This is a genomic window from Pseudomonas sp. ASL8, assembly GCF_056680355.1.
Genome location: NZ_CM155278.1, coordinates 638,900 through 664,557 on the forward strand (window position 1 = coordinate 638,900; position 25,658 = coordinate 664,557).

Below are 25,658 nucleotides of genomic sequence, written 5' to 3' on the forward strand. Positions count from 1 at the left end.
TTACACGTCAGTTCAGCTCAAAACTGAGCTCTTCGTGGTTTTTTTTACTGAGGGAAGAATCGCACACAGCCAGACGACTTCCATAGCAACGGTAGGATTTTTCTGAAATTTTCCGGATCTGCACTGGTCCAGAACTGCGTTTCTTGAGCCGGCCCCGTCGCCAGTAACTCGCGCTGGGTCAATAACCGCTGAAGTTGCCGGGCGACTGCGCCGCCCGTATCAATCAGGCTGATCGACTCCGGGACCATTTGGCGCAGCAGTGGCTTCAGGAAAGGATAGTGCGTGCAGCCGAGAATAATGGTGTCGCAGCCCGCAGCCAGTAAAGGCTCGACATAGCTGCGCAACAAGCTGCTGATCGTCGGGCTCACCAGATCGCCGGTTTCGATCAGCTCGACCAAACCAGGACACGGCTGGGTGACGACCCGCACATCGAGTGCAAACCGGTCGAGCAAGGCCGCAAACTTGGCGCTCTGCAAGGTACCTGTGGTCGCCAGCACGCCCACCACACCGCTACGGGTGGCCGCTGCTGCCGGTTTGACGGCAGGCTCCATGCCGACGATAGGCCAGTCAGGATAGCGTTCGCGTAAATCAGCAACGCCTGCCACCGTCGCGGTATTGCAGGCCAGCACCAGTGCTTTGGCGCCCTGCTTCTGGAAAAAATCGGCAATCACCGCACAGCGTTGGCGAATGAACTCGGGGGTTTTCTCGCCATAAGGAACGTTGCCGCAATCGGCCACATACAGCAGGGACTCGTTGGGTAACAGGCTGCGAATCTCACCCAGCACCGATAAACCGCCCACTCCGGAATCAAAGACCCCAATCGGCGCTTCATGGGTGTTAGTCATGGACAAGACCGCACACACTGCAGGCTGGATCGCGCTTGACCCTCAACTCGCGAAAGCGACTGGTCAACGCGTCGATCAATAGCAAACGCCCCACTAACGGCTCGCCAAACCCGGCCAACAGCTTCAGCGCTTCGAGTGCTTGCAGGCTGCCGACCAGACCCACCAATGGCCCGAGGACACCGGCTTCGCTGCACGTCAGTTCAGCTTCGCTGCCATGCCCGTACAGGCAGTGATAACACGGGCTGTCATCGCGCCGTGGATCGAACACCGACAATTGCCCTTCCAGGCGAATCGCTGCACCACTGACCAGCGGCTTACGCGCCGCGACACACGCCGCATTTACCGCTTCGCGGGTGGAAAAGTTGTCAGAGCAATCGAGTACCACGTCAACATCGGCTATCGCAGCAGCCAGGCTGTCGGCATCCAGTGCGCTGCGATGAGCGATCAGTTTCACCTCGGGATTGATCGCGGTCAGGCGTTCAATAGCCGAATCGACCTTGCTCTGCCCGACGCTGTGGCTGTCATGGATGATCTGCCGTTGCAGATTGGTCAGGTCCACGGTGTCGAAGTCGGCCAGATGCAACTCGCCGACACCGGCAGCAGCCAGATACAGAGCCACAGGAGAACCCAGGCCACCGAGGCCGACAATCAACGCCCGGCTGTGTTTGAGGCGCAACTGACCGTCGATATCCACGTGCTGCAACAGAATCTGTCGACTGTAGCGCAACAGTTCCTGGTCGGTCAGCACGGGAGGCGCCCAAGAGTAATACGCTCGTGGCCGCCCAAATCCTTGCGGCTGTGCACGCGTTCAAAGCCTTGGTTTGCCATCAGGTCGCGCACGGCGGCGGCTTGATCGTAACCGTGTTCAAGCAACAGCCAACCGCCAACATCGAGGTACTGCGGCGCCTGGGTAATGATGACGCGCAGATCGTCCAACCCGTCGACGCCCGCCACCAAGGCACTGCTCGGTTCGAAACGTACGTCTCCTGCCGCCAGATGCGGATCCGCGCTGGCAATATAAGGAGGGTTGCTGATGATCATGTCGAAACGCTGACCTTCAAGCGCGCTGAACCAATGGCTGTTCAGCACCGTGGCGTTGTTCAGGTGCAGGCGCTGACGATTGCGCTCGGCCAACGCAACGGCTTCAAGGATGCGATCTACAGCCGTTACGTTCCAGGCCGGACGTTCACTGGCCAGCGCCAGGGCAATGGCGCCGGTGCCTGTGCCCAGATCAAGCACGGTGACAGGCGCCAGAGCAGGCGTTGCCGCATGCAGTTCGAGCGCTGCTTCGACCAACAGTTCGGTGTCGGGACGCGGGATCAGCGTGTGTGGCGCCACTTCCAGGTCCAGCTTCCAGAACCCTTGCTGGCCCAGAATATAGGCCACCGGCTCGCCCGCACGACGGCGTTGCAGATAGGAGGCAAACACCTGCGCCGCTTCGCTGCTGACAATCCGTTCGGGCCAGGTGTGCAGATAGCTACGGGGCTTGCCCAGGGCGGCAGCCAACAACAACTCCACATCCAGGCGCGCGGTCGGCGAATCCGGCAGCTCGGCGGCTCTTAACACGCTGGCGATAATAGTCATTTACTCACCCAATGCCGCAAGTTGATCAGCCTGGAACTCGGCCAGCAACGGTTCGATCACTGCATCGACTCCACCAGCCATAACGTCATCAAGGGAATACAGCGTCAAGTTGACCCGATGGTCCGTCACACGACCCTGAGGAAAGTTGTAGGTCCGAATTCGTTCGGAGCGATCACCCGACCCCACCAGCAATTTACGCTCGCTGGCGATGGCATTGGCCGCCGCGCTGGTTTGCTGATCGTTGAGTTTCGCCGACAGCCAGGACATCGCCCGGGCCCGGTTCTTGTGCTGGGACCGCTCTTCCTGGCATTCGACAACGATGCCGGTCGGAAGGTGAGTAATGCGCACTGCCGAGTCGGTCTTGTTCACGTGCTGACCACCGGCGCCGGAGGACTTGTACGTGTCGACACGCAAATCGGATGAGTTGATCTCGATGACTTGTTGCTCATCGGGCTCAGGCAATACCGCCACGGTGCAGGCAGACGTATGAATACGCCCCTGGGATTCGGTTTCCGGGACGCGCTGCACGCGATGGGCACCGGACTCGAATTTCAATTTGCCGTAGACGTGATCGCCTTCGACGCGCGCAATGACTTCTTTATAGCCGCCATGCTCGCCTTCGTTTTCCGACAGAATTTCCACGCGCCAGCCGCGACGTTCAGCGTAGCGTGAGTACATGCGAAACAGGTCGCCGGAGAAAATAGCGGCCTCGTCGCCACCGGTTCCCGCACGAATTTCGAGGAACACATTGCGCCCGTCGTTCGGGTCCTTGGGCAACAGCATGCGTTGCAGCTGACGTTCCAGCTCGACCAGTTGCTCTTTGGCTTCGCGGACTTCCTCGACGGCCATTTCACGCATGTCCGGGTCACTGTCCTTGAGCAGCGCCTGTGCACCTTCCAGATCGCCCTGCACTTTGAGCAACTGGTTGTAGGTCACGACAATAGGCTCTACTTCGGCGTACTCCCGGGAATAGGCGCGAAACCTGGTTTGCTCGGAAATGACTTCGGCATCACCCAGCAGTGCGGTCAGTTCCTCAAAACGATCATTGAGGATGTCCAGCTTATTGAGCAGTGAAGCTTTCATTGCGGGGGTTTATCCGTCGAGCCCTCACCGAGGGCAAAAAGTTCTTGGGCCATGGCCAACGCATCGAGGCGACCTTCGGCAGACAGCTTTTTCAACTGCACGCTTGGAGCATGCATCAATTTGTTGGTCAGCCCTCGCGCCAATTGCACCAGCACGTCTTCGGCGCTGCTGCCGTTGGCCAACATGCGTTGGGCTTTGAGCAATTCATCGTCACGCAGGCGCTCGCTTTGTTGACGATAGGCCTTAAGCACATCCACTGCCGCCAGCTCTCGCAGGCGCAACATGAACTCATCGGCACCCAGACTCACCAGCTCTTCAGCCGCTTGCGCAGCGCCCTGGCGACTCTTGAGGTTCTCGGCGACCACTTCGTGCAGGTCATCGACGCTGTAGAGGTAAACGTCGTCCAGCTCGCCGACTTCCGGTTCGATATCGCGAGGCACCGCAATATCGACCATGAAGATCGGTTTGTGCTTGCGCAGCTTCAAGGCGCTTTCCACCGCGCCCTTGCCCAGGATCGGCAACTGACTGGCGGTGGAACTGATCACGATGTCGCTTTTGACCAGCTCAGCCGGAATATCGGACAGTAAAACCGCGTGGGCACCGAACTCCGCGGCCAGAATACTGGCCCGCTCCAAGGTACGGTTGGCCACCACGATACGCCTCACGCCCAGATCATGCAGATGCCGGGCAACCAGCGTGATGGTTTCGCCCGCGCCAATCAACAATGCCTGGCTGCGCTGCAAATCACTGAAAATCTGCTTGGCCAGGCTGACGGCAGCAAACGCCACCGACACCGGGTTTTCACCGATGGCGGTATCGGTGCGCACCTGCTTGGCAGCGTTGAAGGTGGCCTGGAACAACCGGCCCAGCAGCGGGCCAATGGTCCCCGCTTCCCGCGCAACGGCGTACGCAGACTTCATCTGGCCGAGAATCTGTGGCTCGCCGAGCACCAGCGAGTCAAGCCCTGAGGCCACCCGCATCATGTGACGAACGGCCGCCTCATCTTCATGCACGTAAGCACTGGCGCGCAGTTCGTCCAGGCTCAGGTGATGATAATCGGCCAGCCAGCGCAGTATGGCATCGGACGCCAGGTGGTCCTGTTCGATGTACAGTTCGCTACGGTTACAAGTCGAGAGGATCGCAGCTTCGCGGCTGTCGGTTAGACGGCAGAGCTGCTGCAAGGCCTCAACCAACTGCTCAGGCGTAAATGCCACGCGCTCGCGGACGTCTACTGAAGCAGTCTTATGGTTAATACCAAGTGCAAGGAAGGCCATTCAAGGTCGCTGATGGTGACGTGAAGCCGGCAATTGTCCTACTTCGCCAGAGTGAGAACAACCACCGCAGAATATTGTCCGAATAGAGCGGCTCACTTGAAGCCGTTTATCGGGCGTGTTTTGACCCCAAAGAAGGCCAACTGAGTAGTTTTCGCATGGGCTGTGGGTTTGCTCCTAGGCTTGTGTCATGATGATCCGACCGCAGGTAAGTCGCCCTCTCCCTATATATGAATAGATCCTCCGCGTTATTTCTCGCCTTTGTCTTTCTGAACGGTTGCCAGGCTATAGCCCCCGTTTCACCGGATGCTACGCCACCGGCCGCAGACACGACGCCCGCACCTGCCCCCAAGCCGCAGGTTTATAGCTCGTTCACCGAAGACACAGTGTTCAGCCTGTTGAGTGCGGAGCTGGCAGGTCAGCGCAACCGATTCGACATCGCGCTGGATAACTACGTCACCCAAGCGATCAATACTCAGGATCCAGGGGTTTCCGAACGCGCCTTCCACATTGCCGAGTACGTGGGCGCCGATCAGGCAGCGCTGGATACCTCGCTGATCTGGGCGAAAAACGACCCGACCAATCTTGAAGCACAACGCGCGGCGGCGATTCAATTGGCCCGTGCCGGACGTTACGACGACTCCATGGCGTACATGGAGAAGGTCCTGCAGGGACAGGGCGATACGCATTTTGACTTTTTGGCGCTGTCTGCCGCCGAAACCGATGCAGATACGCGCAACGGTCTGCTGACCAGCTTTGATCGCCTGCTCAAGAAATACCCGAAAAACGGCCAGCTGATCTTCGGCAAAGCCTTGCTCCTCCAGCAGAACGGTGATGCCCAAGGCGCCCTGAAACTGCTGGAAGACAATCCGGCCAACGATGGCGACGTGACCCCTATCCTGCTGCGCGCCCGCCTCCTGCAGGGCATGGACCGAGGCAAAGAGGCCTTGCCGATCCTGGAAAAAAGCATTCGCCAATACCCGGACGACAAACGCCTGCGCCTGACCTATGCCCGCATGCTGGTCGAACAGAACCGCATGGACGACGCCAAAGTCGAGTTCTCCAGTCTGGTGCAACAGTTCCCGGATGACGACGAGTTGCGTTATTCGCTGGCGCTGGTTTGCCTTGAGGCCAAAGCCTGGGATGAAGCCGTCGGCTACCTGGAAGACCTGATCGCTCGCGGCAGCCACGTTGACTCGGCGCACCTGAACCTCGGCCGTGTCTACGAAGAGCGCAACGATCCGCAAAACGCCCTGGCCGAATATGCCCAGGTCGGCCCCGGCAATGACTACCTGCCGGCGCAACTGCGCCAAAGCGACATACTGATGAGCAACGGCAGCGTGGCCGAAGCCTCGAAACGCCTGGCTACTGCACGCGAAGCGCAGCCCGACTATGCGATTCAGCTGTACCTGATCGAAGCCGAAACCCTGGCAAACAACAACCAGAGTGATCGAGCCTGGCAAGTGTTGGGACAGGCGTTGAAGCAGTATCCCGACGACTTGAACCTGCTGTATACCCGGGCCATGCTCGCGGAAAAACGCGACGACCTGTCGCAAATGGAAAAAGACCTGCGCGCGATTATCAAGCGCGAGCCTGACAACGCCATGGCCTTGAATGCCTTGGGCTACACCCTGTCAGACCGCACAACGCGCTACGCCGAAGCCAAGGTTCTGATCGAACGAGCGCACACACTGAACCCGGAAGACCCGGCCGTACTCGACAGTCTGGGGTGGGTAAATTACCGCCTGGGCAACCTCGATGAAGCCGAACGCCTGCTGCGTCAGGCGCTGGAACGCTTCCCGGACCACGAAGTCGCCGCTCACCTGGGCGAAGTATTGTGGGCCAACGGCAAGCAGCGCGAAGCCCGGAAAGTATGGAGCAAAGCCCTCGAGCAACAACCTGATAGCCCTATTTTGCGCAGCACTCTGCGGCGCCTGACCGGATCTGAGACTCTCTAATTTTATGTTTTTGCGCCACGTTATCGTTTTCAGCCTGATCGCCCTGCTCGCCGGTTGCGCCGGTTTTACCTCCCGCGAAGCCCTGCAGGGCCAAGGCAACCCCGCGCAATGGCGCGAACACAAAGCACAACTGAGCAGCCTCGACGGGTGGCAAATCAGCGGCAAGGTCGGTATTCGCGCCCCGAAGGATTCGGGCAGCGGCACTTTGTTCTGGCTGCAACGTCAGGACTACTACGATATCCGCCTCTCAGGCCCTCTGGGACGCGGCGCAGCCCGTTTGACCGGGCGACCGGGTAGCGTGGCCCTGGAAGTGGCCAATCAGGGCCGCTACGAAGCTGCCAACCCCGAAGACCTGCTCCAGCAACAGCTGGGCTGGAAGTTGCCGGTGTCGCATCTTGTCTGGTGGGTACGCGGTCTACCCGCTCCCGGCACTAAGAGTCGCTTGAACCTGGATGGCGACAGTCGCCTTGCCAGCCTCGAGCAGGACGATTGGCAAGTCGAATACCTGAGCTACACGCAACAGAACGGCTATTGGCTGCCTGAGCGCATCAAGCTGCATGGCCAGGACCTCGACGTCACGCTGGTGATCAAGGACTGGCAACCACGCAAACTGGGGCAGTAATCATGAATCCCCCTCGCCTGACGTTGCCTGCACCCGCCAAACTCAATCTGATGCTGCATATTCTTGGCCGTCGTGAAGACGGCTATCACGAGTTGCAGACGCTGTTTCAATTTCTCGACTACGGTGACGAACTCAGTTTCGCCGTACGCGATGACGGAGAAATCCGCCTTCAAACTGAAATCCCCGGCGTGCCCCACGACAGTAACCTGATCGTAAAAGCCGCTCGCGCATTGCAAAAACAGTCCGGCTGCACCCTTGGAATAGACATCTGGCTGGAAAAACGTCTGCCCATGGGCGGAGGAATCGGCGGCGGAAGCTCCGATGCAGCCACAACATTGCTCGGCCTGAATCACCTGTGGAAACTTGGCTGGGATGAAGATCGCCTGGCCGCATTGGGCCTGACATTAGGCGCGGACGTCCCGGTTTTCGTGCGTGGGCATGCTGCATTTGCTGAAGGTGTCGGCGAAATACTGACCCCTGTAAACCCCGAAGAACCTTGGTATCTGGTGCTTGTACCGCAAGTATCTGTAAGTACAGCAGAAATTTTTTCAGATCCACTGTTGACACGAGACACTCCTCCCATTAAAGTGCGCCCCGTTCTCGAGGGAAACAGTCGAAATGACTGCCAACCGGTTGTAGAGAGGCGTTACCCAGCTGTTCGTAACGCTTTGAAATTGTTAGGCAAATTTGCCGAAGCAAAATTAACCGGAACTGGAAGTTGTGTGTTTGGGGCCTTCCCAAACCAAGCCGAAGCTGATAAAGTCTCGGCCCTTCTTACAGAGACCCTTACAGGGTTTGTAGCAAAGGGAAGCAACGTTTCGATGTTGCATCGCAAGTTACAAAATCTGTTCTAAGAATTGAGTGCTGGGCACTCAAGGTGAAACATTACAGGGGCGTCGCCAAGCGGTAAGGCAGCAGGTTTTGATCCTGCCATGCGTTGGTTCGAATCCAGCCGCCCCTGCCATTTTCTATACTCATCCAGGTATACCCTCAGCCGGCAGGTAGTGCGCGTGTCCAAGATGATGGTCTTTACGGGGAACGCTAACCCCGATCTAGCTCGGCGTGTCGTACGCCAGCTGCATATCCCTCTAGGTGATATCTCCGTCGGCAAATTTTCCGATGGCGAAATCAGTGCCGAGATTAATGAAAACGTCCGCGGTAAAGACGTCTTCATCATCCAGCCAACCTGTGCCCCAACCAACGATAACCTGATGGAACTGGTTGTGATGGCAGACGCCTTCCGCCGCTCCTCAGCGTCCCGGATCACTGCGGTGATTCCATACTTTGGTTATGCCCGCCAGGATCGCCGTCCGCGTTCCGCACGTGTAGCTATCAGCGCGAAAGTTGTCGCTGACATGCTGACCGTGGTGGGGATCGATCGTGTTCTTACGGTTGATTTGCATGCGGACCAAATTCAGGGATTCTTCGATATTCCGGTAGATAACATCTACGGCTCCCCCGTTTTGGTGGATGACATCGAAGATCAACGCTTCGAAAACCTGATGATTGTTTCCCCGGATATCGGTGGCGTCGTGCGTGCACGGGCTGTTGCCAAATCCTTGGGCGTCGATCTCGGGATCATCGACAAACGCCGTGAGAAAGCCAATCACTCTGAAGTGATGCATATCATCGGTGATGTCGAAGGGCGTACCTGTATTCTGGTCGATGACATGGTCGATACCGCAGGCACTTTGTGCCACGCGGCGAAGGCCCTGAAAGAGCATGGCGCTGCCAAGGTCTTTGCCTACTGCACACACCCTGTGCTGTCGGGTCGGGCGATCGAAAACATTGAAAATTCCATGCTGGACGAACTGGTGGTGACCAACACCATCCCGTTGTCCGCTGCCGCACAATCCTGTTCACGTATCCGCCAACTGGATATTGCACCGGTAGTCGCTGAGGCGGTCCGCCGCATCAGCAACGAAGAATCGATCAGCGCGATGTTCCGCTAAGGGCTCTGCCCACGGTTGCATTACGCTGTCGAAAAGCGCCCCGCCCCAACCTATTGTTGGGGCGGGGCTTTTTTGCCCATATCGTCTGAGCGCTGGTCGCAACCGCTGGGCGAATGTGGTTATTTTGGAGAAACAACATGAATAATTTTACTTTGAATGCTGAAGTGCGTTCTGACCTGGGGAAAGGTGCGAGCCGCCGCCTGCGTCGTCTCGCAAGCCTGGTTCCAGCTGTCGTTTACGGTGGCGAAAAAGCCCCTGAATCGATCAGCATGCTGGCTAAAGAAGTTGCCAAACTGTTGGAAAACGAAGCTGCTTTCAGCCACGTTATCGAACTGAACATTGGTGGCACCAAGCAGAACGTCGTGATCAAAGCACTGCAACGTCACCCGGCCAAAGGCCACGTGATGCATGCTGACTTCGTACGCGTTATCGCTGGTCAGAAACTGATCGCTCACGTACCTGTGCACTTCATCAACGAAGAAGCACCGATCAAGAAAGGCGGCGAAATTTCGCACGTTATTTCCCAAGTCGAAGTGACTTGCCTGCCGAAAGATCTGCCTGAGTTCATCGAAGTCGATCTGAATGCTGCTGAAGTGGGTGACATCATTCACCTGTCCGACCTCAAAGCACCTAAAGGCGTTGAGTTCGTTGCACTGGTACACGGTAACGACCTGGCTGTTGCCAACGTTCACGCACCACGTGTAGCACCTGAAGCAGAAACCGCTGCCGAGTAATTAATTGCTTGGTAACGTCGGAGTTGCTCAGAAAGCGTCGCGAGCGATAGTCAGGCAAAGCGGGCGAGATCGCGGAGTTTACATCATGGTAAATGAGCACATTTCGCCCACTTCTGCCGCTACGCATAGCGATGTTATCCACAACTCCAAGGAAGAGCCCCTGTCGTGACTGCCATACAACTGATCGTTGGCCTGGGAAATCCAGGCGCCGAATACGAACAGACCCGGCATAACGCAGGGGCTCTTTTTGTTGAGCGTATTGCTGCGGCGCAAGGCGTCAATCTTGCCGTCGAGCGAAAATTTTTTGGCCTGACCGGGCGATTCAGTCACCAGGGTCAGGATGTTCGTCTGCTGATTCCCACCACGTTCATGAACCGCAGCGGCCAAGCCGTAGCGGCGCTCGCTGGCTTCTATCGCATTCCGGTAGACGCCATACTGGTGGCACACGACGAACTTGACCTGCCTCCCGGCGTTGCCAAGCTAAAGCAAGGCGGCGGCCATGGCGGTCATAACGGACTGCGCGACATCATCGCGCAGCTCGGCAATCAGAATACGTTTCACCGCCTGCGGCTTGGCATTGGCCACCCGGGTGATGCCAGCAAGGTCTCCAATTTTGTTCTGGGTCGAGCGCCACGCGCCGAACAGGAAAAACTGGATGCCAGTATCGATTTTGCCCTCGGCGTGCTGCCGGATATCTTCGCCGGTGAATGGAACCGTGCGATGAAAAACCTGCACAGCCAGAAGGCCTGACTAACTCCAAGGGGAAATATCATGGGATTCAATTGCGGCATCGTCGGCCTACCCAACGTCGGCAAGTCCACCCTGTTCAACGCCCTGACCAAATCCGGCATCGCGGCTGAGAACTTCCCCTTCTGCACCATCGAGCCGAACACCGGTATCGTGCCGATGCCGGATGCACGCCTGGACGCTTTGGCGGCCATCGTTCTCCCGGAACGCGTACTGCCGACTACCATGGAATTCGTCGACATCGCCGGCCTGGTTGCTGGCGCCTCGAAAGGTGAAGGTCTGGGCAATAAATTCCTGGCCAACATCCGCGAAACCGATGCCATCGCCCACGTGGTCCGCTGCTTCGAAGACGAGAACGTGATTCACGTCTCCAACAGTGTCGACCCGAAACGCGACATCGAAATCATTGACCTGGAATTGATCTTCGCCGACCTCGACAGCTGTGAAAAACAGCTGCAAAAAGTCGCGCGCAATGCCAAAGGCGGTGACAAGGAAGCTGTTGCACAAAAAGCCATTCTGGAACAACTCATCGCCCACTTCTCCGAAGGCAAGCCCGCGCGCAGCCTGGTGAAGAACATGAGCGCCGATGACAAGCAACTGGCTCGCGGCTTCCACCTGCTGACCATCAAGCCGGTCATGTACATCGCCAACGTTGCTGAAGACGGCTTCGAGAACAACCCGCTTCTGGACGTGGTCCGCGCCATCGCCGAAGAAGAAGGCGCTATCGTAGTGCCCGTCTGCAACAAGATCGAAGCAGAAATCGCCGAGCTCGATGACGGCGAAGAGAAGGACATGTTTCTTGAGGCCCTGGGCCTTGAAGAGCCTGGCCTGAACCGCGTGATCCGCGCGGGCTACGAAATGCTTAACCTGCAAACCTACTTCACCGCTGGCGTAAAAGAAGTTCGCGCCTGGACCGTCCGCGTGGGTGCCACCGCACCACAAGCCGCAGCCGTGATCCACACCGACTTCGAAAAAGGCTTCATCCGCGCCGAAGTCATCGCCTACGCAGACTTCATCCAGTACAAAGGCGAAGCCGGTGCTAAAGAAGCGGGCAAATGGCGCCTGGAAGGCAAGGATTACATCGTCAAAGACGGCGACGTGATGCACTTCCGCTTCAACGTATAAGTCGCTACCGCTATTTCATTGGGCTGCAGGAAATATCTGAAACCCAATGAAAACCTGAAGCCCCCTGAAAAGGGGGTTTTTTGCATCTAGAGTCCCCATAGGACGTCTAGGGGATTTAGCCAATGCCTAACTATGAAGTCCTTTCCAATCGCCTTCGATTCATCCCCTGGGTCTTCCTCTGCCTGGGGCTGGCGCTGACCTATGCACTTCAGGACATTCCCCGCGAGTCTGCCCGACAGGCGCTCCACGATGAGTTCGACTACCGTACCAACGAAATCATCGAGAACACCAACAGGCGCTTGCAACGTTACGAGCAACTAATGGAAGGCCTGTCTGGCCTGTTCGCAACGTCGCTCGTTGTCACGCGCAGCGAGTTCGGTAGATACGTTGAAGCCCTTAAACTCGAAGGCAAGTACCCGGGCATTCAGGGATTAGGATTTGCTCCGCGGGTGTTGCCCGAGGACAAGTCCAGGCACATCGCCGATGTACGTGCAGAGGGCCTGGTTGATTACACCATCAACCCCAGCGGTAACCGAGACATCTACACCCCCGTCATCTACCTGGAGCCTTTCAACTCGCGCAATCAGCGCGCGATTGGCTACGACATGTATTCCGAGCCGGTTCGTCGTGTGGCGCTGAATCAGTCGAGGGATGAGGAAATTACCACTATCTCGGGCAAGGTTCGGTTGCTGCAGGAAACCGATCATGACGTTCAGGCAGGATTCCTGATGTACCACCCGGTCTATCGTCTGCAGGTTCCCCATCAGACAATCGACGAACGCCGGGCAAATCTGATCGGTTGGGTCTATGCCCCCTTCCGCATGAATGACCTGATGGACGGGATTCCGGGACAACGCTTTGGCGAAGCCAGCGCCACACTGAGTCTAGACCTCTACGATGGTGATTCGGTTGAACAGAGCGCATTGATATTCAGCTCGAAAAGCCATAGCGAGAGCACGACTCCAGAGTTTCACACCACCCGGTTTGTCCCTCTTTTTGGCCATCAGTGGACGGTAGTGGTCAGCTCACTGGCACCCTTCGACGCCCGACTGAAAAGCGAAAAAGCCGACATCATTGCAGTTTCCGGTACCGTTGCCAGCGTCCTGCTGGCCCTGATCGGCTGGCTGCTGGTGACCGGTCGAGTAAGGGCGCTGGTCATTGCCAAAGACATGACCGCCGCCTTGCAGCAAAGCGAAACGGTACTCAGGAAGCTCAATCGCGACTTACGGCTGCTCAGTCGCTGCAATACAGCACTGGTGCACGCTGAAGATGAGTACACCCTGCTGGCTGAAATCTGCCGTTTGTGTGTGGACAGGGACAATTACCTGATGGCCTGGGTTGGCTATGCGGAGCAGGATGAAGCCAAAATGGTGCGCCCTATAGCGCAAGCCGGTTATGACAACGGGTATCTCGATGGGATCAATATCTCCTGGGCGGATACCGAGAACGGTCAGGGCCCGACCGGTATGGCCATCCGAACCGGCCAGCCGAATATCAGCCAGGATATCCTGAACAGCCCAAGAATGGCGCCGTGGCGCGAGGCGGCAAACCAGCATGGTTACCAGTCCAGTGTGGCCCTGCCGCTCATTTGCGACGCCAAAGTGCTGGGCGCATTAGCTATTTACGCAAGCGAAGCGCACGCCTTCGACCCGGAAGAGCTGAAGCTTCTGCAGGAGCTGGCCAACGAACTGGCTTACGGCATCATGGCGTTGCGTACCCGTGCAGAGCATGCCGCCGCCAAGGAAACGCTGGCGTTCCTGGCCCACTACGACCCACTGACCCACCTGCCCAATCGTCTGCTGCTGCGCGACCGCTTTGAGCACGCGGTACTCGCCAGCAGGAGCGAAAACACCACGCTCACCGTGCTTTACCTCAATCTGGATCATTTTCAGCGGATCAATAACAGCCTGGGATACGCTGTCGGCGACCAGATACTGGTCATGGTCGTTGAACGGCTGTGGCAGTGCATCCCGATGACCGCAACGATCAGTCGAATTAACGGTGACGAGTTTGTTGTCTTGCTCACGGGAAATTACGACGTTGCGGAAATTATTGGCTTCGCGAACGCCATCCAGGAGGTCTTTGTTGAACCCCTGGAAATCGACAGCCATAAACTGAGTATTTCTTTCTCCATCGGCATTGGCTTGTTCCCGAATGACGGAGAGGACTTCGACACCCTGTTCAATAACGCCCACACGGCAGTCAATAGTGCCCAGGAGGCGGGGCGCAATACCTATCGCTTCTTCACGCGTGAAATGAATATCGGTCTGATTGAGCAAGTTCGACTCACGGGGGGATTAAGCAATGCCCTGCGAAATCACGAATTCGTGCTCCATTATCAGCCTCAGATAGACATTCGCAGTGGTCGGATCACCGGCGCGGAAGCTCTGATCCGCTGGCAGCACCCGGTCGACGGGCTGGTACCTCCGGGTAAGTTCATTCCTCTGGCCGAGCGCAGCGGCCATATCGTCCAGATAGGCGAATGGGTGCTCAACGAAGCCTGTCGTCAAGCCAGGATCTGGCAGAGCCAATATTCGCCAGCACCGGTAATAGCCGTCAATCTCTCGGGCTTGCAGTTCAAACGCGGGAACGTTCTGGAAGTGGTGTCTGCGGCGCTTGCCAGGTCTGGGTTGCGACCGGACCGGCTGGAACTGGAACTGACCGAATCCATTCTGCTGCAGGACGTGGATGCCACGATAGAAACCCTGCGCGGCTTGAAAGCCATGGGTGTGAAGCTGTCCATCGACGATTTCGGAACCGGCTATTCCAGCCTTTCGTATCTCAAGCAGTTGGCGGTCGACAAACTCAAGATCGATCAATCGTTTGTGCAGGATATGCTGACCGATCCCGATGGCGCCTCAATCGTCAAAGCCATCATCCAGCTTGGGCACACCCTGCAACTCACGGTGATCGCTGAGGGTGTGGAAATCGATGCCCAACTGGCGTTCCTCGACGAGTCAGGATGCGATGAGGCTCAAGGGTATTTGTTTAGCCGTCCGGTTCCAGCCGATCAACTCGCCAGTCTCCTCGAAAAGGGACTGGCCGCGCTGACCTGAGAAATCCGGACATGCCAGGTAACCTTGAATCTACAAACATCGCTGACTTGAGAACTATACGGTCTCAGCTTTCTTGAGGATCACGTAAAGCTGGTCTTTCAGGGTCAGCTTTTCTTTTTTCAGATTTTCGGTTTCAAGCTCGGTGCCCGATTCGATGCGTGCCTCGATGTTCTTGATGCGCTGATCCAGCTCATTATGTTCATCGAAAAGACGGGAAAAGTGCTTATCTTCAGCTTTAAGACGAGTAATCAGGTCACGGTATTCTGGAAACATAAAAGCTCCTAATTGAAGTAGTGTCCTGACAATTATCCAAAGCCATCCGCTTGGGTTCCATGATCAGGATCATGCCAACGGCAGATACTCAGAAAATTCCTCCGGTTGAAGTGACACGTGCTCATGGACCGGCGCATCGTCGCCTGACAGCCCCATCGCAATACTGACACGGCGTGGAGCCTCAACTGCGGCTGTACCTTCGGGTGATCTTCCGCGCATTCCGCAGGCGATTACAAAAACTGTCGTCCACCCCTTAAAATGCCCCTATTTTCAAACTCAGCGGGACTCCCATGACACAGCAGGCGCCGAAACTCAGCATCGCCTTACAGGCAGGCAAGCCGCACCTGTCGGCCGGGCAAAAGAAATTCAACGCCTTGCTCAAGAAAATCGAAACGCAACGTCAATTACTGGAAGCCTGGCAAAACACGACCTCTCGCTGTCAGCAGCGCTGGAACGCCGATTTCAAGCCGTTGCTCGATGAGTTTGACCAGCTTGATAGCGAGATGCTGCACTTCCTCGACGATGCCAGTGATCGAGTAAAACTCAGCAAAAACGATCGGCAGACCCTGCAAGAGATCATCTGCGGCCTGGTCACTTCCCTGATGGGCGGAGAACATGACGAAACATTGAAGGCGATTTACAACAAGCACGCGGGCAGTCACTTCGACGCCGACAGGCTTGAGGAGGCCGAGCATTTCAAGACGTCGTTCGAAGAGACGTTCGGGTTCAAGATGGACGATGACGTCGATCTGGATTCGCTGGAGGACATCACTCAATATATTTTTGAAAAGCAGGCCGAGGAAGCGGAACAGCGAACGCGCAACGCCAAGCCACGCAAGAAATCCGCACAACAGATCCGTGAGGAAGAAGAGCACGCCAACGCCAGCCGATCAGTGCGCGAGATTTACCGCAAACTGGTGAGTGCGCTGCACCCTGATCGCGAAACCGACGCTGTCGAACGAGAGCGCAAGACCGTGATGATGCAGCGGGTCAACCAGGCCTATACCGACAACAACCTGCTTGCTCTGCTGCAATTGCAACTCGAGATCGAACAGATCGACCATAGCCATATCAACTCGATTGCTGAAGGCCAACTCAAGCACTACAACCGAGTCCTGATCAATCAACTCGATGAATTGCAGCACGAAGTGTCCGAGCTGACGCTGGCGTTCAAGAGGCAGTTCAATCTGCCACCGGGCGATAACATCACGCCCGCCAACGTAACACGCAAATTCCCGAAAAAACTTCGGGAATTGCGCACTGAAATTCAGACATTAAAGGAGCAGCGTGAAGCGCTGGAAGACCCGAGAGCCCTGAATAGCTGGCTGAAAGAGCAACGCCATGTGCTCGATATGGAAGCCTATTTATCTGGCGGGATGCCGGATGACTTCATTCGCTGATGACATTGACCCCGGGCCGCTGATGAGCCGACCGGGGCATGCTTCAAACCTTTAGCTCAATTGAAAACGTGCGGTGTTATCGCTCAGCGCTCGACTGCCCTTGCTGAGCGTATCGGCCGCTTGATTCACTGCGCGCGCACCGTCCAGCAAGCGCCCTGCCGCCTGATCGACCTGCTGGATATTCCCACTCACTTCATCCGCCGTGGCAGCCTGCTCTTCTACGGCGGTGGCGATCTGCGCCAAGGTATCGGTCACACCCTGCACGGCACTGGCGATTTCTCCCAGTCGCAGGCCCAACCCGGTCACCGAAGCCGCATCGGTCTCGGCCTGCCCACACGCAGCAGCCATCAAGTCCACTGCCTGACTCACCGTGTTGCGCAGGCTGTCCACGGTTCCCGCGATCTGCGCAGTAGACGCCTGCGTGCGTTGCGACAGGCTACGCACTTCATCGGCAACCACGGCAAACCCTCGGCCCTGCTCACCCGCCCGCGCGGCCTCGATGGCGGCGTTGAGCGCGAGCAAATTAGTCTGCTCGGCAATGCCGCGTATCGCGTCCACCACCGACTGGATCTGCTGACCCTGCTCGCTGACCCTGCCCAGCGCTGCGGCGGTGTCGCTCAAGCGCAGGTTGAGTTGCTGAATACTGGCCGTGGTTCGTTGACTGTCACGGCTACTTTCTTCGGCCACAAGCCGAGTGTGCTGGGCGCTTGTCGACGCCTGCTCGCAACTTTTCGCAACGCCTTGAGAGGTGGCGGCCAGTTGCGTTGCCGCCGTGGCGATCTGACTGATCTGTTGCTGCTGTTCCTCGACCTCATCGAGGGTGCGGTTGGACTGGGTGTTGAGGGTCAGAACCGCGCCACTCAACTGCAGCGTTTCGTGATCGACGCCCAACAGGCTTGTGCGTAACTGCACCACGGCGGCGTTGAGTGCGGTGCTGATTGCTGCCAGCTCATCGCGCCCTTCAACCGGCACTTGTACACACAGATTACCGTCGCGTAACGACTGCGCCAGCATTGTAATGCCGCTGGCACTGCGTCGGATCGACGTCTGCAGACAGACAAACAGGTAAAGCGCCGCCAACAGCAAGCAACCCAGAATCGTCGCCACGGGGATAAATTGGCGAACCGACTGGTCATGGTAATAGGCCAGACGCGTGTCCAGCGAGACCAGGGATTGGTGGCGCAGCGCTATCAAATCACCCAGCAAGGCATCGACGCTACGTTCGAAACTGCCGGTATCAAGGTTGATGCTGCCACCGAACAGACCGTCATCAAGCACCTTGAACTCGCTGTCCAGACGCTGTTGGCTCTTGCGGTATTGATCGGCCCACGGCTGCAGATCGGGCGAGAGCCTGGCTTCCAGGGAGACCCCGGTTTTATTCAATTGCTCGCGGGCATCGCCAAGCCGGCTGCGCAGATCACGCATCTGCAAACGACTTTGCAGGCTGAACTGACCAGACGCTACCGACGTTTGGCCCACGCTGGCCAGACGTCCGACACGCTCGATCAGCTCGGGCGCCTGCTGCGTGGACATCTGCATCAACAAATAGGTTTCCAGCCAAGGGTCGAGGATCAACCCGCTGCCCTGAGCGATTTGTTCGCGCAAGGTTTGCAGCGCATTCAAGGCACTCGTAAAGCGCTCATAACCGTCCGGCCACCAGCCAACCGTGCGCAGGGCCGCAGAATCCAGTCCAGTGGCCGCACTTTGTAGCTTCTGGTAACGGTCTAGCGTATCTGACGTCGCTCCGTCACGGTGCAATTGCGCACCTATCAACGTTAGCGCCTGTCCGATTCCGGGGTTGGCTGCGTCGAGCGCGCCCATGGCTTCGCGTGCCGCAGGGGTCGGATCATGAAGAATGTCGGCGGCCTTCCAGCGGGCTGCACGGTCACGCTGAGCGGTCAGCAGGTCGTCCAGCGTTTCCAGCGCCAATAACTGGCTAACTCCCCCCCTTTCCCCCGAAATTACAGCAAGTTTGTCGCGATAATCCGAACCAATCATCCACAGACTGCCGACCAACGGCAGCATGAACAGTAAAAAAAGCAGCTGAAACTTGCGAGCAAATCCAAAACGCCCAAGCAGGCGAATCCCCGGTGACAAAAGTGCCTGCATGTCCAACCTCTCATCTGGGCACCCTGTCATCACTTGTGGTCATGGAGGGTGCTTATGCAAAACTGGCAGATCGCCATTTTCAGAGTCGATATCGAAGCAATATCTGGACCGTAGACGCCCGCCTCGGCGCGCGCTTGGGATCAATTTTCAGGCCCGCAAATTACGTATAGTATATTTACTATACTGTTAAGGTATTACTTCCATATTCATCTAGAGTTGTTATATAAAACACGCCGGACATAAGTTGATCCCAGCAGTCTATGCTGCAAGGTCACACCTAAAGAGCTAACAATCAGCCACCGAGTACCTCTACATGTCGATTTTTGAACAAGGGCTAGCCCCTAAGGCTGTCAATCATATTGCCTTGTCGCCGCTCAGCTTTATTGAGCGCACTGCCAGCGTTTACCCTGACTACCCTGCCGTGATCCACGGTTCTATCCGCCGCACCTGGGCGCAAACCTATGCGCGCTGTCGCCGTTTGGCTTCGGCGCTGGCTGGTCGCGGTATTGGCAAGAACGACACCGTCGCACTGATGTTGCCTAACATCCCTGCCATGCTCGAGGCCCACTTTGCCGTGCCGATGATCGGCGCAGTGCTCAACCCGCTCAATGTGCGCCTGGATGCCGAAGCGATTGCTTTCATGCTCCAGCACGGCGAGGCCAAGGTGCTGATCACTGACCGTGAGTTCCATGACGTGATCCACGCAGCGGTCAGCATGCTGGACCACCCGCCGCTGGTGATTGACGTCGATGACCCGGAGTATGGCGAAGGCCAGGCCGTCAGCGACCTCGATTACGAAGCACTGCTGGCCGAAGGCGATCCAGCGTTCGCCTGGCAATGGCCGGACGACGAGTGGCAGGCGATTTCGCTGAACTACACCTCCGGCACCACCGGTAACCCGAAAGGCGTGGTCTACCACCATCGCGGCGCTTATCTGAACGCGCTGGGCAACCAGATGACCTGGAACATGGGTAACCATCCGGTTTATCTGTGGACCTTGCCGATGTTTCACTGCAACGGCTGGTGCTACCCGTGGACCATCACCGCGATGGCCGGGGTGCATGTGTTCTTGCGCCGCGTCGACCCGCAAAAGATTCTGACCCTGATTCGCGAACATCAGGTCACCCACTTCTGTGGCGCACCGATCGTGCTCAACGCCTTGGTCAACATGCCTGAGTCGGCGAAGGCTGCCATCGATCATCCGGTCAATGCCATGGTCGCAGGCGCTGCGCCGCCAGCCAAAGTGATCGGCGCCGTGGAAGAGATGGGCATCAAGGTCACGCACGTCTACGGCCTGACCGAGACCTACGGCCCGGTCACGATTTGTGCCTGGCATGCCGAGTGGGATGAACTGCCGCTCGATGAGCGCGCCCAGGTCAAATCCCGTCAGGGCGTGCGCTACCCGACGCTGGAAGGCGTGATGGTCGCCGACCCGAAAACCCTGGAACCCACGCCACGCGACGGCCAGACCATCGGCGAGATTTTCATGCGCGGCAACACGGTGATGAAGGGCTATCTGAAGAACCCGACCGCCACCGCAGAAGCGTTCGAAGGCGGCTGGTTTCACACCGGCGACCTTGCGGTCTGTCATCCCGACGGTTATGTCGAGATCAAGGACCGACTCAAGGACATCATCATCTCGGGTGGCGAGAACATCTCCACCATTGAGCTTGAAGGCGTGCTCTACCGCCACCCGGCCGTGCTGGAAGCGGCCGTGGTTGCACGCCCCGATGAGAAGTGGGGAGAAACGCCCTGCGCGTTCATCACCCTCAAGGCTGACCACCAGAACGTTCGCGAAGCCGACATCATCAGCTTTTGCCGCGAGCATCTGGCAGGGTTCAAGGTGCCGCGCACCGTGGTTTTCACCCAACTGCCGAAAACCTCCACCGGGAAGATCCAGAAGTTTGTCCTGCGGGACATGGCCAAGAATCTTTAACCCTCGGCCCTTTAACCCTCGATAAGGCCCCTACCCAGCGACAGGTCAAACTTGTCGCTCCCGGGCTTTGCGCGCCAAAGTGGCACGGTCGTCCAAACAGTGCCGTGCAATCCATACGCTGTTCCAACGAGGTTCACGTTATGCCTGAATTCAACGCCCCATTGCGCGACATGCGCTTTGTTCTGCAAGAAGTGTTCGACGCTCCAGCCCTGTGGGCACGCCTGCCGGCCTTGGCCGAGATCGTCGACGCGGCCACTGCGGATGCCATTCTCGAAGAAGCTGCAAAGGTCACCGGACAACTGATCGCCCCGCTCAACCGCAGCGGCGACGAGGAAGGCGCACAGTGGCTCGACGGTCAGGTCAGCACGCCAACCGGCTTCAAAGAAGCCTACGCCACCTACATCGAAGGTGGTTGGGTCGGCCTTTCCGGTAACTCGGACTTCGGCGGCATGGGCATGCCGAAGATGCTCGCCGTCCAGTTCGAAGAAATGCTCTACGGGGCCAACTCCAGCTTCGCGTTGTACTCGGCCCTGAGCTCGGGCGCTTGCCTGGCCATTGATGCCCACGCCAGCGAAGCGCTGAAAAACCTGTACCTGCCTCCGATGTATGAAGGTCGCTGGGCCGGTTCGATGTGCCTGACCGAGGCCCATGCGGGCACCGACCTGGGCATCATCCGCACCCGTGCCGAACCTCAGGCCGACGGCAGTTTCAACATCACCGGCAGCAAAATTTTCATCACCGGTGGCGATCAAGACCTCACCGAAAACATCATCCACCTGGTTCTGGCCAAGTTACCGGACGCACCAGCAGGGCCAAGAGGCATCTCGCTGTTTGTAGTGCCCAAGGTGCTGATCAACGCCGACGGTTCGCTCGGCCAGCCCAACGCGGTCAGTTGCGGTTCGATCGAACACAAGATGGGCATCAAGGCCTCGGCCACCTGCGTGATGAACTTCGACGGCGCCAGCGGCTGGCTGGTCGGCGAGGCCAACAAAGGGCTCGCCGCAATGTTCACTATGATGAACTACGAACGCCTGTCCATCGGCATCCAGGGCATCGGTTGTGCCGAGGCGTCTTACCAGAGCGCCGTCGCTTATGCCCGCGAACGCATTCAGAGCCGTGCACCGAGCGGGGCAGTGGCAAAAGATAAAATAGCCGACCCGATCATCGTCCACCCCGACGTGCGCCGCATGCTGCTCAGCATGAAAGCCATGACCGAAGGTGGCCGAGCCTTCGCCAGCTACGTCGGGCAACAACTGGACCTGGCCAAGTTTTCCGATGACGCCCAGGAGCGGAGCGACGCGCAAAACCTGGTCGCCCTGCTCACCCCCGTCGCCAAAGCATTCTTCACCGACAGCGGCCTGGACAGTTGCGTACTGGGTCAGCAAGTGTTCGGCGGCCACGGCTATATCCGCGAGTGGGGTCAGGAACAACTGGTGCGTGATGTGCGTATCGCACAGATCTACGAAGGCACCAATGGCATTCAAGCACTGGACCTGCTCGGGCGCAAAGTAGTCGCCAACGGCGGCGTCGCCCTGCGTCAGTTCACTCACGAAATTCGTGTGTTCGCCGACCAGCCCGATGCCAAGTACTCCGTGCCATTGCTCGACGCCGTAGAGCGCCTGGAAAACCTCAGCGACTGGCTGCAGGAACAGGCAAAGACCAACCCCAACGAAGTCGGCGCAGCGTCGGTCGAGTATCTGCACCTGTTCGGCTACGTCGCGTATGCCTACCTCTGGGCGCGCATGGCTCAGGTCGCCGAGAGCAAGCGCGGCGAAGACGAAGCCTTCTATGGCGCGAAAGTCGCCACCGCCCAGTTCTACTTCAGCCGCCTGCTGCCCCGCACCTTGAGCCTTGAACAATCCATTCGGGCGGGCAGCGCTTCGCTATACGGTCTGGATGCCGAACAGTTCTGACGATTTAGCGTAACGCGGCGCCAGCCTGGTTAGGTGTCCGCGTCTTTTTATCGATCTGCCCTCGCCCACTTGGCGAGGGCTGGGGTGACATTCGCCCTATGGAGTATTGAATGCGTGAAGTTGTAATTGTCGCCGCCACCCGCACTGCGGTCGGCACATTCCAGGGCTCGTTGAGCCGCATCCCCGCACCGGAACTCGGGGCTGCGGTGATCCGCCGCCTGCTGGCCGACACCGGCCTACCAGGGCAAGACGTGGATGAAGTGATTCTCGGGCAAGTACTGACCGCCGGCGCCGGGCAAAATCCGGCACGCCAGGCCACGCTAAAAGCCGGACTGCCACATACCGTCCCGGCAATGACCCTGAACAAAGTCTGCGGCTCCGGCCTCAAGGCAGTTCAGTTGGCCTATCAGGCCATTGCCTGTGGCGATGCAGAGATCATCATTGCCGGCGGCCAGGAAAACATGAGCATGGCCGGCTACGTGCTGCCAGACGCCCGCACAGGGCTGCGCATGAACCACGCGACACTGGTCGACAGCATCATCCAGGACGGCCTGTGGGATGCTTTCAACGATTACCACATGGGGATCACCGCCGAGAACCTGGCCGAGCAATACGGCATCAGCCGCGAAGAACAAGACGCCTTCGCCGCGACCTCGCAACAGCGGGCCTGCGCTGCCATCAACGCCGGGCGCTTCCAGGATGAAATCACCGCCATCGAGATCCCCCAGCGCAACGCTGAAAGCGTGCGCTTCGAACAGGATGAGCAACCCCGTCCCAACACCTCCGCGCAAACCCTGACCAAACTGCGGCCGGCCTTCAAGCCCGGCGGCACCGTCACGGCGGGTAACTCGTCGTCACTCAACGATGGCGCCGCAGCCGTCATGCTGATGAGCGCAGATAAAGCCGCCGAACTGGGCTTGCCGGTGCTCGCGCGGATCGTCACCGCCGCCAGCGCAGGCGTCGATCCGGCGATCATGGGCATCGGCCCCGTATTCGCTACCGGCAAAGCCTTAAAGAAAGCTGGCTGGACGCTGGCGGATGTCGACCTCATCGAAGCCAACGAAGCCTTTGCGGCCCAAGCCCTGGCCGTGGGACGCGAACTTCACTGGGACCGCGACAAGGTCAACGTCAACGGCGGCGCCATCGCCTTGGGCCACCCTATTGGCGGATCAGGCTGTCGGATACTCGTCACCCTGCTGCACGAAATGGTCAAACGCGACGCCAAAAAAGGCCTCGCCACCCTCTGCATCGGCGGAGGCCAAGGCATCGCGTTGCTCATTGAACGCTAAGTCAGCCCCCAGAAACACCCGTTTTACAGGCCCTGCAGCCTAACCGCTTGATCACACGCATAAATTTTCACTAACAACGCTTGACACATATTCGTTATCCGCGAATAATGCGCGCCACTTGGCTACATAGCTCAGTTGGTTAGAGCATAGCATTCATAATGCTGGGGTCCGGGGTTCAAGTCCCTGTGTAGCCACCAAGTACCGGTTTACAGACGTCTACAGCAGTCTATAAACCACCTCAAGAAGCCCGCCTCGTGCGGGCTTTCTTGTGTCTGGCTGTATCTCCTTGTACTCCCTTATCTCTTCCCACGTGCATGCTTGAGAAAAATTTGAACCGACTGCACACACGAATTGAAACGCTCCGAAATCAAGCGTCGTCCGCTGGCTGACACCACTATTTCGGGCCTTGAGCCAGAGGGCGCTGCCTATCGTGAGCTGGACGGCGGCGTTCTTTACCTTCGCGTGAAACCTACCGGACAAAAGTCTTGGGAGTTGCACTACAAAAAGGCCGACGGCAAATGGTCTTGGCTCGGCTTGGGTGGCTACCCAGAAGTCAGCGGCGCATCGGCCAGAGCAAAAGCTACAGAACTTTGCGCTGACGCAGCCGAGGGCAAAAATCCGATGGCGACCAAGCAGACGCGAAAAGCAACCGAAGTCGAGGCCGCGAACGACACCTTCGAAGTCCTTGCCCGCGAATGGCACGCCTCACGCCTCAGCGGCTGGAGTGCTGATACTGCCTCGCGGGTTTTGAGCGCCCTTGAGCGTCACGTTTTCCCAACGTTCGGTAAGCGCCGGTATACCGGCATCCTGTCCACGGAATGGATGGAGCTTCTACGCGGACTTGAGAAAGAGGGGATTCTGGAACAGATGAGCCGGGTGCGCGCTTATTGCAAGGATGTTTACGACTTGGCCCGCGTAACCGGTCGTGCCGTGAACAACCCACTCGAAGGCGTCCACAAGTTCCTGTCATCCGGCAGCCCTGAAAACTACGCCCACGTCTCGGTTGACGAGCTACCCGCCCTGCTCCGAGCCATTCGATCCTACCCCCACGCGCAGGACGTGCGGCTTGGCCTTCGCTTGCTCACACAGCTGTCGGTGCGCCCCAGCGAATTGCGAGAGTCGAAATGGTCAGAATTCGATTTCGATAAAAAGCTGTGGACGATTCCGGTTGAGCGCAAAGGCCGCAAGAAAGGCCGCGAACACCTGGTGCCGCTTTGCCGCCAGACCATCGAGGCGCTAACTGAGCTGCGCGTGCTGACCGGCGCCTACCCTTTGCTGTTCCCTGGCAGAAGCGACCGCACCAAGCCTCGCAGCAATACCGTTTTCCTGATGGCGTTGCGTCGACTGGGTTATGAGGGGCGCCAAACCGGCCACGGGTTCCGTCACATCGCCAGCACCGCGCTGAACGAGCATGGTTTCTCGGCTGATCACGTCGAGGCTCAACTCAGCCATAAGGCGCCAGGGGGGCGCGGGGTCTACAACAAGGCCCAGTACCTAAGTCAGCGCGTGACCATGATGCAATGGTATGCCGACTATCTCGATGGCCTTGAGGGTGGCGTGGTCATCCAGGGGCAGTTCGGAAAGAGGGCCTGATGCGGGCCTTCCTTTGTCGGCGTAGATGGATATAGACTGACGCCATCACTGTTCGGATAGCCAGTATTCGTACAGATAACGGTTTTGGCTGGCCTAGCTCGACGGAGCGAAAAGCGGACTTCCCATCCACCTGGTCAGCCGATCTATTCAGCACGGGATCGCCTGGGA

20 protein-coding genes and 2 tRNA genes are annotated in these 25,658 nt (G+C 57.9%); 15 read left to right on the forward strand and 7 right to left on the reverse strand.

Going from position 1 to position 25,658, the window contains the following annotated elements; genetic code table 11:
• Positions 1 to 44 precede the first annotated feature (44 nt).
• From murI to hemA, 5 genes are read right to left on the reverse strand one after another with little or no spacing between them, the layout of a single operon-like run.
• Positions 45 to 845, reverse strand: coding sequence for a glutamate racemase (gene murI / locus AC1MEA_RS03010; RefSeq protein ID WP_219063485.1), 801 nt, complete (start codon positions 843 to 845; stop codon positions 45 to 47).
• A complete protein-coding gene (locus AC1MEA_RS03015) occupies positions 838 to 1,593 on the reverse strand; it encodes a molybdopterin-synthase adenylyltransferase MoeB (RefSeq protein WP_480916651.1) in 756 nt (251 codons plus the stop codon). The genes murI and AC1MEA_RS03015 overlap by 8 nt, the downstream gene beginning before the upstream one ends.
• Entirely contained in the window at positions 1,587 to 2,429 is an 843-nt protein-coding gene (gene prmC, locus AC1MEA_RS03020) for a peptide chain release factor N(5)-glutamine methyltransferase (RefSeq protein ID WP_219063483.1), read from the reverse strand. Before prmC ends, AC1MEA_RS03015 begins: the two co-directional genes overlap by 7 nt.
• Complete coding sequence (gene prfA, locus AC1MEA_RS03025; RefSeq protein ID WP_480916653.1) at positions 2,430 to 3,512, reverse strand: peptide chain release factor 1; 1,083 nt, start codon at positions 3,510 to 3,512, stop codon at positions 2,430 to 2,432.
• On the reverse strand, positions 3,509 to 4,786 hold the full coding sequence (gene hemA, locus AC1MEA_RS03030; protein ID WP_219063481.1) for a glutamyl-tRNA reductase: 1,278 nt from the start codon (positions 4,784 to 4,786) through the stop codon (positions 3,509 to 3,511). The genes prfA and hemA overlap by 4 nt, the downstream gene beginning before the upstream one ends.
• 227 nt (positions 4,787 to 5,013) lie before the next feature.
• On the opposite strand from hemA, the gene AC1MEA_RS03035 reads away from it, so the two are divergent.
• From AC1MEA_RS03035 to AC1MEA_RS03075, 9 genes are all read left to right on the forward strand, one after another.
• Positions 5,014 to 6,741, forward strand: a complete 1,728-nt coding sequence (locus AC1MEA_RS03035) for a tetratricopeptide repeat protein (RefSeq protein ID WP_480916654.1) — start codon at positions 5,014 to 5,016, stop codon at positions 6,739 to 6,741.
• Positions 6,742 to 6,745: 4 nt separating this feature from the next.
• Entirely contained in the window at positions 6,746 to 7,363 is a 618-nt protein-coding gene (lolB, locus tag AC1MEA_RS03040) for a lipoprotein insertase outer membrane protein LolB (protein ID WP_480916656.1), read from the forward strand.
• Between the two features lie 2 nt (positions 7,364 to 7,365).
• Entirely contained in the window at positions 7,366 to 8,217 is an 852-nt protein-coding gene (gene ispE, locus AC1MEA_RS03045) for a 4-(cytidine 5'-diphospho)-2-C-methyl-D-erythritol kinase (protein ID WP_480916657.1), read from the forward strand.
• A 35-nt stretch (positions 8,218 to 8,252) separates the two neighbouring features.
• Positions 8,253 to 8,327, forward strand: a tRNA-Gln gene (locus AC1MEA_RS03050).
• 46 nt (positions 8,328 to 8,373) lie between these two features.
• A complete protein-coding gene (locus AC1MEA_RS03055) occupies positions 8,374 to 9,315 on the forward strand; it encodes a ribose-phosphate pyrophosphokinase (RefSeq protein WP_219063551.1) in 942 nt (313 codons plus the stop codon).
• A 137-nt stretch (positions 9,316 to 9,452) separates the two neighbouring features.
• Positions 9,453 to 10,049 carry a 50S ribosomal protein L25/general stress protein Ctc gene (locus AC1MEA_RS03060; RefSeq protein WP_219063477.1) on the forward strand — a complete coding sequence of 199 codons (597 nt, stop codon included), beginning with the start codon at positions 9,453 to 9,455 and terminating at the stop codon, positions 10,047 to 10,049.
• A gap of 165 nt (positions 10,050 to 10,214) precedes the next feature.
• Positions 10,215 to 10,799 carry an aminoacyl-tRNA hydrolase gene (pth, locus tag AC1MEA_RS03065; protein ID WP_219063476.1) on the forward strand — a complete coding sequence of 195 codons (585 nt, stop codon included), beginning with the start codon at positions 10,215 to 10,217 and terminating at the stop codon, positions 10,797 to 10,799.
• A gap of 21 nt (positions 10,800 to 10,820) precedes the next feature.
• Positions 10,821 to 11,921, forward strand: coding sequence for a redox-regulated ATPase YchF (gene ychF, locus AC1MEA_RS03070; RefSeq protein WP_219063475.1), 1,101 nt, complete (start codon positions 10,821 to 10,823; stop codon positions 11,919 to 11,921).
• 122 nt (positions 11,922 to 12,043) lie between these two features.
• Entirely contained in the window at positions 12,044 to 14,977 is a 2,934-nt protein-coding gene (locus AC1MEA_RS03075; protein ID WP_480916659.1) for a bifunctional diguanylate cyclase/phosphodiesterase, read from the forward strand.
• Positions 14,978 to 15,031: 54 nt separating this feature from the next.
• Here AC1MEA_RS03075 and AC1MEA_RS03080 read toward each other — a convergent pair whose 3' ends face one another.
• The gene (locus AC1MEA_RS03080; RefSeq protein ID WP_449635344.1) at positions 15,032 to 15,250 is read right to left on the reverse strand and encodes an HP1242/YdcH family protein; all 219 of its coding nucleotides are present in this window, start codon (positions 15,248 to 15,250) and stop codon (positions 15,032 to 15,034) included.
• Between the two features lie 290 nt (positions 15,251 to 15,540).
• Here AC1MEA_RS03080 and AC1MEA_RS03085 point away from each other — a divergent pair, with 290 nt between their 5' ends.
• Positions 15,541 to 16,650, forward strand: coding sequence for a J domain-containing protein (locus AC1MEA_RS03085; protein WP_480916660.1), 1,110 nt, complete (start codon positions 15,541 to 15,543; stop codon positions 16,648 to 16,650).
• Between the two features lie 51 nt (positions 16,651 to 16,701).
• On the opposite strand, the gene AC1MEA_RS03090 is transcribed toward AC1MEA_RS03085, so the two are convergent.
• Entirely contained in the window at positions 16,702 to 18,759 is a 2,058-nt protein-coding gene (locus AC1MEA_RS03090; RefSeq protein ID WP_480916661.1) for a methyl-accepting chemotaxis protein, read from the reverse strand.
• Between the two features lie 313 nt (positions 18,760 to 19,072).
• On the opposite strand from AC1MEA_RS03090, the gene AC1MEA_RS03095 reads away from it, so the two are divergent.
• The 5 genes from AC1MEA_RS03095 (at position 19,073) to AC1MEA_RS03115 (ending at position 25,490) form a co-directional block, all read left to right on the forward strand.
• A complete protein-coding gene (locus AC1MEA_RS03095; protein ID WP_449635347.1) occupies positions 19,073 to 20,695 on the forward strand; it encodes an acyl-CoA synthetase in 1,623 nt (540 codons plus the stop codon).
• A 140-nt stretch (positions 20,696 to 20,835) separates the two neighbouring features.
• Positions 20,836 to 22,608, forward strand: coding sequence for an acyl-CoA dehydrogenase C-terminal domain-containing protein (locus tag AC1MEA_RS03100; RefSeq protein ID WP_219063468.1), 1,773 nt, complete (start codon positions 20,836 to 20,838; stop codon positions 22,606 to 22,608).
• A 110-nt stretch (positions 22,609 to 22,718) separates the two neighbouring features.
• Positions 22,719 to 23,897 (forward strand): acetyl-CoA C-acetyltransferase, encoded by a 1,179-nt coding sequence (locus AC1MEA_RS03105; RefSeq protein WP_219063467.1) that lies wholly within the window; start codon positions 22,719 to 22,721, stop codon positions 23,895 to 23,897.
• A gap of 120 nt (positions 23,898 to 24,017) precedes the next feature.
• Positions 24,018 to 24,094 (forward strand) — tRNA-Met (locus AC1MEA_RS03110).
• Between the two features lie 154 nt (positions 24,095 to 24,248).
• The gene (locus AC1MEA_RS03115) at positions 24,249 to 25,490 is read left to right on the forward strand and encodes a tyrosine-type recombinase/integrase (protein WP_480916662.1); all 1,242 of its coding nucleotides are present in this window, start codon (positions 24,249 to 24,251) and stop codon (positions 25,488 to 25,490) included.
• The last annotated feature ends 168 nt before the right edge of the window (positions 25,491 to 25,658 follow it).